Annotated in this window: 13 protein-coding genes and 1 tRNA gene; 13 read left to right on the top strand and 1 reads right to left on the bottom strand. The window is 53.2% G+C overall.

The genetic code is table 11. The annotated features are described in order from the left end of the window. The first annotated feature begins 28 nt into the window (after positions 1-28). Positions 29-2,491 carry a leucine--tRNA ligase gene (gene leuS / locus AXA67_13125; protein ID KXJ39980.1) on the top strand — a complete coding sequence of 821 codons (2,463 nt, stop codon included), beginning with the start codon at positions 29-31 and terminating at the stop codon, positions 2,489-2,491. A 52-nt stretch (positions 2,492-2,543) separates the two neighbouring features. Continuing rightward, positions 2,544-3,422, top strand: a complete 879-nt coding sequence (locus AXA67_13120; protein KXJ39979.1) for a hypothetical protein — start codon at positions 2,544-2,546, stop codon at positions 3,420-3,422. A gap of 45 nt (positions 3,423-3,467) precedes the next feature. Here AXA67_13120 and AXA67_13115 read toward each other — a convergent pair whose 3' ends face one another. Next, positions 3,468-3,671 carry a hypothetical protein gene (locus AXA67_13115; GenBank protein KXJ39978.1) on the bottom strand — a complete coding sequence of 68 codons (204 nt, stop codon included), beginning with the start codon at positions 3,669-3,671 and terminating at the stop codon, positions 3,468-3,470. A 101-nt stretch (positions 3,672-3,772) separates the two neighbouring features. Here AXA67_13115 and AXA67_13110 point away from each other — a divergent pair, with 101 nt between their 5' ends. The 11 genes from AXA67_13110 to AXA67_13060 all read left to right on the top strand — a co-directional run bounded on the left by AXA67_13110 (position 3,773) and on the right by AXA67_13060 (position 15,834). After that, positions 3,773-4,585, top strand: a complete 813-nt coding sequence (locus AXA67_13110) for a tungsten ABC transporter substrate-binding protein (protein KXJ39977.1) — start codon at positions 3,773-3,775, stop codon at positions 4,583-4,585. Between the two features lie 216 nt (positions 4,586-4,801). After that, positions 4,802-5,200 carry a hypothetical protein gene (locus tag AXA67_13105; GenBank protein ID KXJ39976.1) on the top strand — a complete coding sequence of 133 codons (399 nt, stop codon included), beginning with the start codon at positions 4,802-4,804 and terminating at the stop codon, positions 5,198-5,200. A 116-nt stretch (positions 5,201-5,316) separates the two neighbouring features. After that, a tRNA-Arg gene (locus AXA67_13100) sits at positions 5,317-5,393 on the top strand. 131 nt (positions 5,394-5,524) lie between these two features. Then, entirely contained in the window at positions 5,525-6,763 is a 1,239-nt protein-coding gene (locus AXA67_13095) for a hypothetical protein (protein ID KXJ39975.1), read from the top strand. A gap of 47 nt (positions 6,764-6,810) precedes the next feature. Then, entirely contained in the window at positions 6,811-9,909 is a 3,099-nt protein-coding gene (locus tag AXA67_13090) for an acriflavin resistance protein (GenBank protein KXJ39974.1), read from the top strand. A gap of 309 nt (positions 9,910-10,218) precedes the next feature. Continuing rightward, the gene (locus AXA67_13085; protein ID KXJ40189.1) at positions 10,219-11,142 is read left to right on the top strand and encodes a GHMP kinase; all 924 of its coding nucleotides are present in this window, start codon (positions 10,219-10,221) and stop codon (positions 11,140-11,142) included. A gap of 14 nt (positions 11,143-11,156) precedes the next feature. Then, the gene (locus tag AXA67_13080) at positions 11,157-12,287 is read left to right on the top strand and encodes a hypothetical protein (protein KXJ39973.1); all 1,131 of its coding nucleotides are present in this window, start codon (positions 11,157-11,159) and stop codon (positions 12,285-12,287) included. Positions 12,288-12,318: 31 nt separating this feature from the next. After that, on the top strand, positions 12,319-13,293 hold the full coding sequence (locus tag AXA67_13075; protein KXJ39972.1) for a methenyltetrahydromethanopterin cyclohydrolase: 975 nt from the start codon (positions 12,319-12,321) through the stop codon (positions 13,291-13,293). Continuing rightward, positions 13,290-14,183: a hypothetical protein gene (locus AXA67_13070; protein KXJ39971.1), complete on the top strand. Its 894-nt coding sequence runs from the start codon at positions 13,290-13,292 to the stop codon at positions 14,181-14,183. The genes AXA67_13075 and AXA67_13070 overlap by 4 nt, the downstream gene beginning before the upstream one ends. Before the next feature lie 138 nt (positions 14,184-14,321). After that, positions 14,322-15,236, top strand: a complete 915-nt coding sequence (locus tag AXA67_13065; protein ID KXJ39970.1) for a hypothetical protein — start codon at positions 14,322-14,324, stop codon at positions 15,234-15,236. Between the two features lie 85 nt (positions 15,237-15,321). Then, complete coding sequence (locus tag AXA67_13060) at positions 15,322-15,834, top strand: aldehyde-activating protein (protein ID KXJ39969.1); 513 nt, start codon at positions 15,322-15,324, stop codon at positions 15,832-15,834. Positions 15,835-15,856 lie beyond the last annotated feature (22 nt).

Raw genomic sequence — 15,856 nt, 5'->3', positions numbered from 1 at the left:
CTTTTACTTAGAGGATAAATCGAGTCGGATGGACGAAAATTATCACCCCCACGAAATTGAAGAAAAAGTCCAGCAACACTGGGAGCACACCCGTGCCTTTGAAGTCACCGAAGACCCCGGCAAGGAAAAATTCTATTGCCTGAGCATGTTTCCCTATCCCAGCGGTCGCCTGCACATGGGGCATGTGCGCAATTACACCATTGGCGATGCCATTGCCCGTTATCAACGGATGCTGGGCAAGAACGTTTTGCAACCGATGGGGTGGGATGCTTTCGGCCTGCCGGCGGAAAATGCCGCCGCCAAACACGGCATCCATCCGGCGAAATGGACCTATGACAATATCGAATACATGAAGGGGCAGCTCAAGCGCCTGGGATTCGCCTATGACTGGAAGCGCGAGATTGCCACTTGCGATCCCGATTACTATCGCTGGGAACAGTGGTTTTTCACCAAGCTGTTCGACAAAGGCCTGGTTTACCGGAAAATGGCCACGGTGAATTGGGATCCAGTGGATCAGACCGTGCTGGCCAACGAACAAGTGATTGATGGCCGGGGATGGCGTAGTGGGGCGTTGGTAGAGCGCCGGGAAATTCCCCAGTGGTTCTTGAAAATTACCGCCTATGCCGAAGAGCTGCTGGAAGATCTGGACAAGTTGGAAGGTTGGCCCGAACAGGTCAAAACCATGCAGCGCAACTGGATCGGCCGCTCGGAAGGGGTGGAAATGGTGTTCGAATTGGTCGATAGCAATGACAAGATCACTATTTTTACCACCCGGCCCGATACCGTGATGGGCGTGACCTACGTGGCTTTGGCGCCGGAACATCCTCTGGCGCTCAAGGCCGCGCAAAGCAACTCCGAGCTGAAACAATTTATTGACCAGTGCCGGCAAACCAGCGTGGCTGAGGCCGACCTTGCCACCATGGAAAAAAAGGGCTGCGCCACCGGCCTTTATGCCATTCACCCTATCTCGGGAGAAAAAGTCCCGGTGTGGGCCGCCAATTTCGTGCTGATGGAATACGGAAGCGGGGCGGTGATGTCGGTGCCTGCCCATGACCAGCGCGATTGGGAGTTTGCCCGTCATTACGGCCTGCCTATCAAGCAGGTCATTGCCCCCAAGGATCCAGAGACGGAATGCGACCTTGAGCAAGGTGCGTTTGTGGAAAAAGGGGTTTTGATTAACTCCGGACAATTCGATGGCTTGACTTCGGAGCAAGCCTTTGACGCGATTGCCGAATATCTGGAGCAACAAGGCAAGGGCAAAAAGGTGGTTCAATACCGTTTGCGCGATTGGGGTGTTTCCCGCCAGCGTTACTGGGGCACGCCGATTCCCATTATCTATTTGGAAGATGGCACGCCGATTCCCGTGCCGGAGGACCAACTGCCAGTGGAACTGCCCCTGGATGTCACCTTGGATGGGGTGCATTCGCCGCTGAAAACCAACCCGGAATTTTACAAAACCACTGCCCCCGATGGCAGCCCTGCCAAGCGGGAAACCGATACTTTTGATACTTTCATGGAATCCTCATGGTATTTCGCCCGCTTCACCTGCCCGGATTATATGACCGGCATGCTGGACCGGGAGCGGGCTGATTATTGGTTGCCGGTGGATCAATACGTCGGCGGCATCGAGCATGCAATCCTGCATTTGCTCTACGCCCGCTTCTATCACAAATTGATGCGCGACGCCGGACTGGTGAGCTGTGACGAGCCTTTCCAAAATCTACTGACCCAAGGCATGGTGCTGAAAGACGGCGCCAAGATGTCCAAATCCAAAGGTAATGTGGTGGATCCGGAAAGCCTGATTGAAAAATACGGCGCCGATACGGTGCGCTTGTTTATCTTGTTTGCCGCGCCTCCCGATCAATCTCTGGAATGGTCTGACAGCGGCGTGGAAGGTTCCTTCCGTTTTCTCAAGCGGTTGTGGCGGCAAGTGGCGATTTTCGTCAACGGCCAAAATGAAATTCCGGCTTTGGACAGGGCTAATTTGACAGAAGATCAAAAAACCGTGCGCCGGCAAATCCATCAAACCATTGCCAAAGTCACCGATGCCATGGGGAGGCGTTATACCTTTAATACCGCCATTGCCGCCAATATGGAGCTTTTGAATGCTTTGGCGAAATTTGAGGAAACCTCCCCGCAAGGTCTGGCGGTCAAAAAAGAAGGGCTGGAGGCTGTCATCCTAATGTTGACGCCCATCGTTCCCCACATCTGCCAAGCTCTTTGGGAGGCTATGGGGCATGAGGATCCAGTAATCAATGCCCCCTGGCCCGGGGTGGATGAAAGCGCCCTGGTGCAAGACACCATTGAATTGGTGGTGCAAGTCAATGGTAAACTGCGGGGAAAAATCCAGGTGCCTGCACAGGCCGACAAGGCTCAGGTTGAGCAAACCGCATTGAACGAACCGAATGTGAAGCGTTTTATTGAGGGCAAGAGCGTTCGCAAGGTAATTGTGGTGCCCAAGCGGTTGGTTAATATCGTTGTTGCAGGGTGACATACAGGCCTGTGGGTTTTATTCAAGGCCGTAATTTTATGAAGGAAAGCTTATGAGATGGCGTAACAGACGGCAAAGCAGTAACGTGGAAGACCGTCGGTATACCAGTGCGGGACGGCGGCGAATGCCTTCCCTGAGAACCATCATGTTCCTGTATCCCATGATCAAGCCCTTGCTGGGCACCAAGATTGGCTGGGCCATATTGTTGGTGGGGGGCTTGCTGTATTTCAGTGGATTCAATCCAATGTCCATGTTGGGCGGCGGTTCGTCCACGGTTATGGATCCGAAGAAAGAAGAGGAACAGGTCCAGTTCATCAAAACCGTTTTGGCCGATACCGAAGCGGTATGGGGTGAACTTCTGCCTAAATACGGCCTGCGCTATACCCCGCCGGTGTTGGTTTTATACCGCGGCACTGTCATGAGTGGCTGTGGCTACGCCAGCGCTCAAGCGGGGCCTTTTTATTGTCCCATGGACCAGAAAATCTATGTGGATCTGGGATTCTTTGAGCAGCTCAAGCGCCGCCACGGCGTGACCGGAGATTTTGCCCAGGCCTATGTCTTGGCCCATGAAGTAGGCCATCATGTGCAAAATCTGCAAGGGATTTTGCAAAAAGTCAGACATGCCCAACAGCGGGTACGGGGCCGGGCGCAGGCCAATGCTTTACAAGTCAAGGTGGAATTAATGGCGGACTGTTATTCCGGGGTGTGGACAAACCACGCCCAACAACAATTTAATATACTAGAGCCGGGAGATATTGAAGAAGCACTGAATGCGGCCAGTGCCATTGGCGATGATGTGCTGCAGAAGCAGTCCCAGGGTTACGTGGTGCCCGATGCCTTTACCCACGGCAGCGCCAGGCAACGGGTGGAAGCATTTACAGTGGGGGTGAAAAGCGGGGATCTGCAAAGCTGTATTCAACACATTCAATGAAAAAGAGCGTTTTGGTCGACTGACCAAAACGCTCAAAATAAATTCTTAGCGTAACCAGACAGCTTTCAGCTTTTTACACTCTTTGGTAAAAATACACCGGCGAGTACAAAAATAGCGTTGTTCTGTCATGAAACAAGCCGGTTTCCGCCTTTCTCTCAGGTCCGCCTCGATTTCTTCCGAATCTGAATCAAACCTGGAACTTGTCTGGAAAACAGGATCATGGGCCAAAAATGGCTTGGCATAAGCCATGGCGACTCCTCCTCTTTGCCATTTGTTAAGGTGAGATTCAGAATTTCATAAAAAGTTCCGTGTCTGAATTAATATTTCATTGGAGATAAAGTTCAAAAAAGATGTGGCGTAAAATTTTCTTTGTCATCATGCTCTTACTGTTTTTCCAGCCGGCATTGACCGGGCAACGCTTGCGATTGGCAACCACGACCAGCACTGACAATTCCGGATTGTTGTCAGTGATCAATCCAGAATTTACCCAAAAGACAGGCATTTCAGTGGATGTGATCGCGATGGGTACCGGCAAGGCGCTAAAACTGGGGGAGAATTGTGACGTGGATGCGGTATTGGTCCATGCGCCGGAAGCCGAAGAGCGGTTTGTCAAAACAGGTTACGGCGTAGACCGGATGGCGGTGATGCATAATGATTTTATTATCGCAGGCCCTGGAGAAGATCCAGCGAATATCCGTAGAGCTAAAACTGCCGTTAAAGCTTTACAGAAAATTGCCCAAAATCAAGCGCCTTTTGTTTCCCGCGGGGACGATTCCGGAACCCACAAAAAAGAAAAGCAAATCTGGAAACAGGCCGGAATCATTCCTGAGGGAAACTGGTATTACGCCATCGGCCAAGGCATGGGGGCGGCGCTCCAGTTTGCCGACAACAAACAAGCCTATATTCTTACCGACCGGGGCACCTGGCTGGCAATGAAAAATAAACTTGACCTTGCCTTGCTGTTCGAAGGGGATCCTCAATTACACAACCCTTACCACATTATCGCCGTGAATCCCCAGTATTGCCCCAATATCGCCTATGATGCCGCCCACCACTACCTCACATTTCTGACCGGCCCTATAGGACAAAAAATGATTGCGGAATTTAAAATCCATGGGGAGCAGCTGTTTTATCCGGATGCTATTAAGGATAAAGACAAATAGGAGCTGCTACACTGAAACTATTATATTGCAAAGTCTCTGGATATGGTTGAAATCAAACCCTTGGAAAAAATTTGGCCAGTCAAACCCATTCAGCCCAAGCAAAACCAAAAAGAGGGCCTTAACCCAGCAAAAGCAAAGGGTAGCAACGCTTCTGAAAATCAACAGAAGGATTCTGGAAAAGGCGATCACTCTCTTCAAATTGATGAATTTGCTTAAATGACTTTTGCGACTTCACTCCTTTTCTTATTGGTTGTGCTGTTGGTCGGCACCATAGTATGGCTATGGCTGCGGCAACAGCGTTTGGAAGCTGTCTGCCAGCAATTGACCGATACTCAACAAAGACTCCTTAAGGATATTTCTGGACTGTGTGCTGCCGCGGTCAGGATGGATGAGCGCGGGCTGGAACAATCCCGCCGGCTGGCAGAAATCACTGCTTTGACCGAACATTTAGAACTGCGTGAATCTTCAGAGACGCCTTCCTACCAGCAAGCCATCGAACGGATCAAACAAGGCGTGGAAGCGGAAGATCTGGCCCAGGAATGCGGCTTTACCCGGGAAGAGGCCGCCTTGCTGCTTCGTCTGTATGGGGAGGATGCAGGCAAATTTTCCAAATAGCGTCAGAGAAAAAATCATGAAATCAGAGAGTGATGCCAAAGGAGGGCATGAGGTCCGATCAACCCTCCATTTTTTTTCTATTCAGTTCATCATTTTGTTAGAATTAACTACCAAATGCCTCGGTAGCTCAGCTGGATAGAGCGTCCCCCTCCTAAGGGGAAGGTCCCAGGTTCGAATCCTGGCCGGGGCGCCAAAATTTTAGCGCCACTGCCAACAAACGCCTTCCATCCCGATTGCAGCGAGTTTATGAAATCTGCCGCTTGCAGGCGAAATCTAAATATTGAATTCTCTAGAAATAACAATTAAACCGGTCAATAGTCATTTATGAAAGATCAGTATCAGCGTTACTGGCCCTGGGCGTTGTTGGCACTGGGGTTTCTGCTATTTGTCGTGCTGATCTTGACCCGTCCCCGTCCACCGGCCCTGGCGGTGCGAGAACGGGTTTGGCAAGTGGAGGCTGTGACGGTTAATCCCCGCGCATTGCGACCGGTGTTGACCTTGTACGGCCAAGTAGAAAGCCCTGATTTGGTGCAGGCGGCGGCGCCGGGAAAAGCCAGGGTGTGGGAGGTGAGGGTTCAGGAGGGGGAAGCGGTTAAGAGCGGGCAAATTTTGTTACGCTTGGACCCGAGGGATTTCGAGCCTCAAGTGGTTCAGACCCGCTCGGACGTGGCCGAATTGCAAGCCCAGTTGGCACAGGAAAAAGTGCGTTACGCCAGTGATTTACGAGCACTTGAACATGAGAAGTCACTGCTGTCGCTCATGAAAAACGCGGTGGCAAGGGCGGAAAAACTCTTGCGTAAAAATTTGCTTTCCGCTGCCGCCGTGGACAAGGAGAAAGCAGAATATGAGCGTCAGTCGCTGGCGGTGGTGGCGCGGCAATTGGCGGTCAATGAACACAAGGCCAGGTTGACCCAGCTTGAGGCTAAACTACAACGCGCCCAGGCGGCGCTTGAAACCGCGCAATTGGCCCTGGAGCGCAGCCAGGTGATCGCCCCCTTTGATGGTGTTGTGGCTAAAGTAGAGGTAGCCGCTGGCGATTTTGTCCAATCCCATCAAGTGCTGCTGAGCTTTTATCCCTGGCGGGGGCTGGAACTAAGAGCGCGGATTCCCACACCGTTTCAAGCGGAAATCCAGCAAGCCCTGGCAAGGCAAAATCATTTGCCGGCCCAAGGCGAAAGCGCGGGCATCCCTTTTACCGCCTTGTTGTCCCGTTTGTCTGGCAGTGCCGCGGCGGGCGGGATTGATGCCTTGTTTGAAATCACCGGGGGAAACGAGCATCTTCGTCTGGGCATGACTGCCAGTCTCGTTCTCCAGCGTCCTCCCCGGGAGAACGCCGTGCCGCTTCCCTATGCCGCGCTTTATGGCAGTAATAGGGTTTACAAGATTGTGGATGGCCGGTTGCAACCGGTAAAAGTCACCATTCTTGGGGATTATGCTGGTGATAAGCAAGGTTCCTGGTTGCTGGTGGCGTCCAGGCAGCTTCATCCTGGTGACAAAGTGTTAGTGACGCACTTGCCCAACGCGGCTGCTGGTTTACCGGTTGAAATCAAGGCGAAGAAATGACCGCCATAGCGTTTTTTATTTCAATGATTTACCGGCGATAGCACTTAATGGCAAACCACAGCGATGGCTGGATACCTTTTTTTGCGCGCCACAAGGTTGCCGCCAACCTCCTCATGATCCTGATGATTATGGGCGGTGTTTTCGCGTTGGAAAAGCTCAATGTCCAGTTTTTTCCCAACTTTAGCCTGGATATCGTCCGGGTCAGCGTGATTTGGCCAGGGGCTAGCGCGGAAGATGTGGAAACGGGTTTGACCACGCCCTTGGAGCAAGTTCTCAAGTCCGTGGATGATCTGCGCAAGATGACTTCCACCTCCGCTGAAGGGCGCAGCGCCATTACCCTGGAATTCAGGGAAGGAACGGACATCCTTCTGGCGCTCAACCAAGTCAAGCAAAAGGTGGATGAGTTCCGTAATCTGCCCCGGGATGCGGAAGATCCCCAGATTACCCATATCGCCCGTTATGAACCTGTCTCCCGTCTGGTGATATACGGAGAAGATCTGGATGAACTGCGCCCATTGGCCCACCGTTTTGAACGCGAGCTTCTTGACCGCGGTATCGATAAAGTCAATGTTATAGGCTTGCCGGAAGAAGAAATCGCCATTGAATTCACCCATGAGGCTTTGGATGTGCTGGGTATGGGCCTGGAGCAGATTGCCGAGCGCATTGACCAGTTTAGCCGGGACATTCCAGCAGGCAGTTTTGGCGACAGGGAGTTGCTGAAAGTATTGCGGGTGACCGAGCAGCGGCGAACCGAGCTGGAATTTTCCAAAATTCCTTTGTCGGCGGACCCATCCGCTAGGATTGAACTCGGGGGTGTCGCGAAAATCAAGCGGCAACCGCTCAATAACAGCACTTTCCTGACATTTCAAGGGAAACCGGCGGTGGAGCTGCAAATACGGCGCGCGGAGCACGGAGATTCCTTTAAATCGGCGGAAATTTTCAATCGCTGGCTGGCGGAAGTTGAAGGGCAATTACCCCAATCGGTTTATCTCCATGTCTATAACAAGACCTGGGAAATGATTCGCGAGCGGATTAATTTGCTGCTGAAAAATGGTGCGACGGGATTGGTGTTGGTGGTTGCCATTTTGTATTTGTTCTTGAGCGGGCGGGTGGCGTTTTGGGTGGCTTTTGGCATCCCGGTTTCTTTTATGGCGACGCTGCTCCTTCTTTATGTTGCCGGTGGCAGCATCAATATGATCAGCCTGTTTGGGCTGATTATGGCCTTGGGGATCATCGTCGATGACGCCATTGTCGTGGGAGAGGATGCCTTGGCCCACTATCAAATGGGTGAAACCCCTTTGTCGGCGGCCGAAGGGGGCGCCCGGCGCATGTTAGGGCCGGTCACGGCATCCTCCATGACCACCATCGCCGCCTTTTTGCCCTTGATGTTGGTGGGAGGCCCCACGGGTAAAATCCTGTTTGCCATTCCCTTGGTGGTGATCTCGGTTATATTGGCGTCGCTAATGGAAAGCTTTTGGGTATTGCCGGCCCATTTACGCCATGCTTTCGCCAAGATGCACGCTGGCGAGGAAGGCAAACTGCGCCGCAAATTCGATAACGCTTTTCGCCGCTTTAAAGAACAACGATTCCGCCCATTGGTGCGCGCGGCGCTTCGAAATCGTGGTCTGACCCTCGCGGCAGCGTGCAGTTTACTGATTATTTCATTGGGGTTGGTGGCGGGAGGCAGGGTTCATTTCTTGTTTTTTGCCGCGCCGGAAGCCGATATTCTTTATGCGACTGTCGGTTTCGTGCCAGGCACGCCCAAGGAAAAAGTCAAGGCTTATTTGGCTGAGATGGAAGATCGTTTGCGGCAAACCGCCCGGGAATTATCTTCAAAGCCATTACTGCGTACCGTGGTGAGGATTCAAGGCCAGGGGTTGAGTAATGACGGCAGATTACAGCAGCAAGCGGAACATTTGGGGGCCATCATAGTGGAGCTTGTGCCTTCGGAGGAAAGGGACGTCCGCAGTTGGGAGGTGATCGAAGCCTGGCGCAAGAAAATCCCCGCCGCGCCAGGGCTGGACAATTTGATTATCGTGGCGCGCCAGGTGGGTCCCCCTGGGCGGGATGTGAGCGTGCGGCTGGTAGGCGATGATGCTCATGATTTGAAGCGGGCCGCCGTGGATCTGGTGGAAACTTTAAAAGCGATTCCGGGTTTGACGGATGTGACGGAAGATCTGCCTTATGGCCGGGAGCAATGGATCTATCGCCTGACCCCCATCGGCGAGTCTTTGGGACTTACACCGGAGGCATTGGGGCGGCAACTGCGCACGGCCTTTGCCGGGAAGTTGGTGCAGATATTTCAGGATGGTCCCGATGAAGTGGAAGTCCGGGTCCGCCTGGCGGAAGAGGAACGCGCCCATTTGAAGGTGCTGGAAAACTTTCAGATAAAGTTGCCCACGGGAGAGTTTGTCCCCCTCCATACCGTGGCCAAGGCCCGTTCCAGGCAAGGATTTGAGATTTTGCGGCATGCCAATGGCCGGCTTGCCGTGGAGGTGTCGGCGGAAATCAACACCCATGTGAATAAACCCGGTTTGGTAATGGAAAGCCTGATGACCGAAACCTTGCCGCAACTGGCGAAACAATACGGGATTGAATACGGCAGTTCCGGGCGCGCGGAAGACCGGGCAGAAACCCTGGCGGACATGCGGCGCGGCGGATTGATGGGGCTGATGCTGATCTATCTGATTTTGGCTTGGGTGTTTGGCTCTTATGGCTGGCCCTTAATTGTCATGGCCGCCATTCCTTTTGGCCTGGTGGGCGCGGTTGTCGGTCATATGGTGATGGGAATTGATTTGACGATTTTGTCTCTGTTCGGCATTTTTGGTCTTTCGGGAATTGTGGTCAATGACTCCATCATTCTGGTCAGTTTTTATCATCATCTGCGGCGCGGCGGCATGGATTTGCGCCGGGCCCTGGAAGAAGCCGCCTGTCAAAGGCTGCGCGCGGTACTGTTGACCTCATTAACCACCATCGCCGGTCTGTTGCCGCTATTGTTCGAAACCTCCCTACAAGCGAAATTCCTGATTCCCATGGCGGTGTCCATCGCTTTCGGTTTATTTTTCGCCACGGCTTTGGTGCTGCTGGTTATTCCCGCCTTGCTCTATGTATATGAAGATTGGCGGGAAAAGCTGGCTTCGTGGTAATCTCGTTCAGACGGTGATTGGAATTTTTAGCTTTCTTCGGTCGAGTTTAAGTTTACCTGCAAGGGTTGTTGAATTTTCATGATTTCGTGCGCCTAAGTAGTTCCAGTTTTCTTTCGTTGGATGCCGTTAACCCTTCCATGGGGGAGTGTTGGCGGCCCGAATGGCCGCCAACACCCACGAAAGGAAAACTAGAACTGCTTTTGAATGCCGTAGAAATATCAAGTAGCAAGATAAATATTCTCAATGGATAAACAAACCCCGTCTCCTGCCTTTCAATCCGTCAAAGTTATAGCTCCGGCCCGGCTTCACATGGGGTTTATGGATTTGAGCGGGGAGCTGGGCCGCAGTTTTGGCAGTATCGGCATGGCATTGGAATCCATTCAAACCACGGTGACCGTGAGCCGGGCCCGGGCATTGGAAGTTTCCGGCCAATCTGAACCCCGTCTTGAAGCTCAAATAGCGCATTTTCTGAAAGTTTTGGATCTTCCATCTCAATCCCGGATTCATGTGGATTCGGTTATCCCTTCCCATGCCGGGTTGGGCTCGGGTACGCAACTGGCGTTGGCGGTTGGGATGGCTTTGGCCAAATTTTGGGGCCTGAATTTGAGTGTCAGGGAGATTGCCCGGCTGAGTGGCCGCGGCGCCCGTTCCGGCATTGGCATTGCGGCTTTCGAGCAGGGTGGGTTTATTGTCGATGGCGGTAGGGGGGCTGACACTGTGACACCGCCGCTATTGTCCCGCATAGCGGTACCTTCCCATTGGCGTTGGCTGTTGATTTTTGACAGGCGCGCCCAGGGACTTTCCGGTGTCCAGGAGACGCAAGCATTCAAGCAGTTGCCCGCGTTTCCCGTGTCAGTCGCCACAGGGCTTTGTCACAAGCTGCTGATCCGGGGGCTGCCTGCCTTGGCCGAGGCAAATGCTGAAAATTTCGCTCAGGTTATCGCCGAGATTCAAAGAGCCAACGGCGAATATTTTGCCTCCGCGCAGGGGGGGCGATATACCAGCCAGCGGGTAGCCCAAGCGCTGCTTTGGTTGGAAAATGAAGGGTTTGTGGGGCTCGGGCAAAGTTCGTGGGGACCCACGGGATTTTGCTTGATTCCCGATCCTGTCAAGGCAGAGTCTGTTTTATGCCAAATCCAACAGGAATTTCGCCGCTTCGAAGCGCTGAGATTTCAGCTGGTTGCCGCCCGAAATTCCGGCGCCGGGATTGAATGTATGGGGGCGTCTCACTGAGAACGCTGGCGATAATGCCGGATAGTATTCTTTTGATTGCCCAATCGGCCCGAATGTTGGCCGTTTCCGCCAGGCGTGGCGGATGGCGGCCTTTGGTGTTGGACCGGTTTGGGGATCTGGATACGCGGAAGGTTGCCCACGCCTGGCGTAAGATTCCCGGGGATCAAACTGAATTGAATGGACAGGCATTAATCAAATTGGCTCAAGCGTTGATACGTCAATATTTACCGGCAGGCTGGGTGTACGGCAGTGGATTAGAAAGTCTTCCAGAGGTTGTGGAAGAAATCTCCCAACTTTGCCCATTGCTCGGTAACGGCCCTGAGGTGCTGCATCTGTGTTCCGATCCGGAATTATTTTTTGCCGCCTTGGACTCGCTACAAATTCCTTATCCGGATATCACCTGGCGGCAGCCAAAAGACCTAACCGGTTGGCTGGCCAAACAGGGAGGCGGGTGCGGTGGGGTAAAGGTGGCCCTGACGCCCGCGGCCTTGGGAAACGGCAAGGTTTATTTCCAGAAACGCTTGCCAGGCGCGGTTTTTACCTATGCCTTTCTGGCGGACAAGCGGCGATTGGTTTGGGGAGCATTTAACAGACTCTATCAAGCCGATTATAATGCCCAACAACCCTTTGGGTATGCCGGGGCGATCAATCGGGCCGCGCTTTCACCGGAAACAACAAAATTGGTCAAGGAGTATGCCTGGCGAATGATTGAAGCGTGGCATTTGCGCGGCATGCATGGGCTGGATTTTATGGTCACTGAGTCAGGCCCTGCGATTTTGGAGCTCAATCCCCGTCCCGGCGCGGTACTGGGTTTGTGGGACGATGATTGGCCCGATGGATTATTGGCGGCTCACGTGCAAGCCTGCCAAGGCGAATGCCGGGTGACGCCTGAACCAGGACCCGCGCGGGGGTTACAGGTGGTGTTTAGCCAGGAACCTGTAGCGATTCCCAAGGATATGCCGTGGCCATCCTGGTGTGTGGATTTGCCTGATCCGTCAGACTCTGTGGGCGCTGGTGAACCTGTTTGCAGCGTCACGGCGCAGGGAAATTCAATAGCGGTTGTCGAGCGTCGGCTGCGATGGCGAAAACACTGGTTGGAAAGGCAGTTGGCGGCAGCACCCGGTCTTGGAATTAAAGTTTCGTAAATGGCAATAAATTTTTTAAGGGGAGTGAAAAATGACTGAACAAGCGCTGGTGAGCGTGAACTTCACCGCCCAGCCTTTAGTGGAGTCCTTGTTAAAAGATGCCAACATGTTGCGTCTGAAAGTCACCCGTCTGGAAAATGGCGTGACTTTGGTGGATGCCGGCATTGAAGCCGATGGTGGATTGGAAGCCGGGCGCAGAATCGCGGAAATATGCATGGGCGGCATGGGCACTGTTACTTTGAATCACAGCGCCATTACCCCGGATTGGCCGCTACGGGTGAATGTTCACGCCACCGATCCCGTGCTTTCTTGTCTTGGCAGCCAGTATGCCGGCTGGAGCTTGTCCCACGGCAAAGGGAAGGAAGCCTTTTACGCGCTCGGATCAGGGCCGGCGCGGGCCTTGTGCAGCAAGGAGACATTATTCGAGGAGCTTAAATACCGGGATCAGGCCGATGCCACGGTATTGATTATGGAAGTGGACAAACCGCCGCCAATGGCATTGCTGGATAAAATCGCCAATGATTGTTCCATTGGCGCTTCGGGTTTGACGGTTGTTCTTACCCCAACCTCAAGCCTGGCGGGAGGTCTGCAAGTGGTGGCCCGGGTACTGGAAGTGGCCATGCACAAGACCCATGAACTACATTTTCCTCTGGAACATATCATTGACGGTTCGGGCACCGCCCCGGTTCCGCCGCCGGCGCCGGATTTCATCACCGCCATGGGTCGCACCAATGATGCGATTTTGTTTGGCGGCCAAGTTCATTTGTTCGTGAAAGGCAGTGACGAAGCGGCGGAGAAATTGGCCAAGGATCTGCCCAGTTCCACCTCCCGGGATTATGGCAAACCCTTTGCCCAAGTGTTCAAGGAATACGAATACGATTTCTTCAAAGTCGATCCCATGCTGTTCAGTCCCGCAAGTGTCATTGTCACCGCGGTGGAAACCGGGCGCAGCTTCCGGGCAGGCAAGCTGGATGAAGCATTGCTGGCCAAATCCTTCGGAGGATGAGCCGGCCCGAATTCGCGATTGTCACCGATGATCCCGGCTGGCATGGCCGCCGGTTGCGGCAAGCTTTTGCCGAACGTGGCTGCGATATCCGGTTCGTTTCCTTGATGGATGGTCAAATCAGCCTGGAACAAGGCACCTTGCCGGTGACTTTCCCGGGCTTCGGCGCCTCATTTCCTGGCGGGGTATTTGTGCGCGGGGTTCCCGGAGGAAGCCTGGAGCAGATCATCACCTACCTTAATTTGCTGCATATCCTGGAAAAATCCGGCGTCAAGATTTACAACCCCACCCGGGGCATCGAACTCAGCGTGGATAAAGCCATTGCCAGTTTTTTACTGCACCAGCAGGGCATTCCAACGCCGCCTACCTGGATAACAAAACAACGGGCGCAGGCATTGGCCATTGCCGAGGCGGTATTTCGCGGAGGGGATTGGCTTGTCAGCAAACCCTTGTTTGGCGCCCAGGGGGAAGGTATTGAGTTGCACCGAAGTATCGCATCAATTGCCACCCTTAAACCTGCCGGTGGCGTGTATTATTTGCAGAAATATATTCCTTCCCATCCGGTACGGGATTGGCGGGTTTTCGTCATCGCGGGGAAAGCCGTGGCCGCCATGAGCCGCTATGGTGCGGATTGGCGCACCAATGTGGCGCAAGGCGGGCGGTGCGAAAAGGCTGATCTTGATTCCAGGCTGTGCCATTTGGCGGAAAAGTCGGCACGGACTTTGCTTCTCGATTATGCGGGTGTGGACATCCTTTATGACACGGAAGGCAATTATTGGGTTCTCGAAGCGAACGGCATCCCCGCCTGGAAAGGACTGCAGAGTGTGACCGAAACGGATGTGACAGCCCTGTTAGTGGAGGATTTTTTGCGGCATTGTGGGGTTTATCCATGATTTTCCGGCAGCCAAGGTATTCCGGTCTTTCTTCCGTGGAGCGCTGTAAACCCGTCCTTGGGAGCTTGATGGCGGCCATCCGGGCCGCCAACATCCACAGAAGAAAGACCGGAATACCTGCGGAATGATTTTACATTGATGGGAACGGAAATCCTGAATCGAACGGTTTTGGCCCAAGCTTATTTGGACGCATGCCGACTGGATGTGGAGGCTTTCAAGCCGGGTAATGTCAGCGTTTATTCCCCAGGACACGGGATGACAGTGAATGACTTTATTGTCAGCGCTCAGGTGAGCGTCGGGCACTTGGTCGATCCTTCATTGACGTTGGGAGAAAGGATTTATCAAGCCGTTAAAGCTACCTGGGAAAAGGTGGGTTGCAATACGAACCTAGGCATCATTCTGCTGGCGGCGCCCTTGATAGAGGCCGTTTTGCGCCAAAGCGAAGGGGAGTTAAGGGGGCGTTTGCGCCAAACATTACAGGCTACCACAGTGCAGGATGCCGATTGGGTTTACAGGGCCATTCGATTGGCAAAGCCTGGCGGCTTGGGGGAAACGGAAGCGGAAGATGTCGCTCACAAGCCGACAGTCACCCTGTTAAAAGCCATGGAATTGGCCAAAAATCGTGACAGAATCGCCTATAATTATGTTAGCGATTATAAAGATGTTTTTCAGCAGGCTATTCCCGGTTATCATATTGGGGTTAACCAATGGGCAGATGAGCGATGGGCGGCGGTATTCGTGTTTGTTCAGTTGCTTCGGGATATTCCTGATAGCCATGTCGAGCGCAAGTTCGGCAAACGATATACATCCATGATTTCCGCCAAATGCGCGCATTTGGAAGATTTGTTACAACGTGCCGCGAATCCGGAACAAATATTGCCGCAGCTCAAGGAAGTAGATGCGGCGTTCAAAGCGGCGGGTATCAACCCAGGCACCACGGCTGATTTGACGGTTGCGACCCTATTGGCGGTGCGCCTGGAACAACTCCTGACTCCGGGAAATTCAAGGAATGGGCCGGGGCAGGGTAGAGTGGCTGGGGACGTTGTTCCTTAATGCTCTTGTGGGGAGAACAACAATGTCGTTAATCGGGAAATTTTTATCATTTTTTTCATCATCCAAGACAGAGGAGACAAGTAGAGTGGCTAAAATCAGCAAAGTAATGATTGGCGAATCCTTGAAGGGGGAAGGCAATGAAGTGGCGCATATCGATCTCATGATCGGTCCCCGCAATAGCGCTGTGGAAACTGCGTTTGCCAATTGTCTGGTTAACCAGAAAAGCGGGCATTCCAGCCTTTTGGCGGTGGTGGCTCCCAACCTGATGTGCAAACCGGCGACGATTATGTACAACAAGGTTACCATCAAAAATGGCAAGCAGGCGACCCAGATGTTTGGCCCAGCGCAGCGTGGCGTGGCCATGGCGGTAACCGAGTGTGTGGAAGATGGTACCATTCCTCTGGACGAAGCCGACGACCTTTATATTTGCGTCGCCGTTTTCATCCACTGGCTGGCAGAAGACGATGCCAAGATTCAGGATTACAATTACGAAGCAACCAAGGAAGCAATCAAGCGTGCGGTTGCGGGTGAGCCCAAGGCGGGGGAAGTGGTAGAAATGGCCAAGCGTAGCCACCATCCTTTTGCCGCGCACGACTGATCCGAGCGCTTCATTCATTCCC

Origin of the sequence: Methylothermaceae bacteria B42, from assembly GCA_001566965.1 — a bacterium.
In the GTDB taxonomy this organism is placed as follows: domain Bacteria; phylum Pseudomonadota; class Gammaproteobacteria; order Methylococcales; family Methylothermaceae; genus Methylohalobius.
The sequence above is the reverse complement of the archived record's forward strand: the minus strand, read 5'-3'. Positions and strand labels throughout refer to the sequence as shown.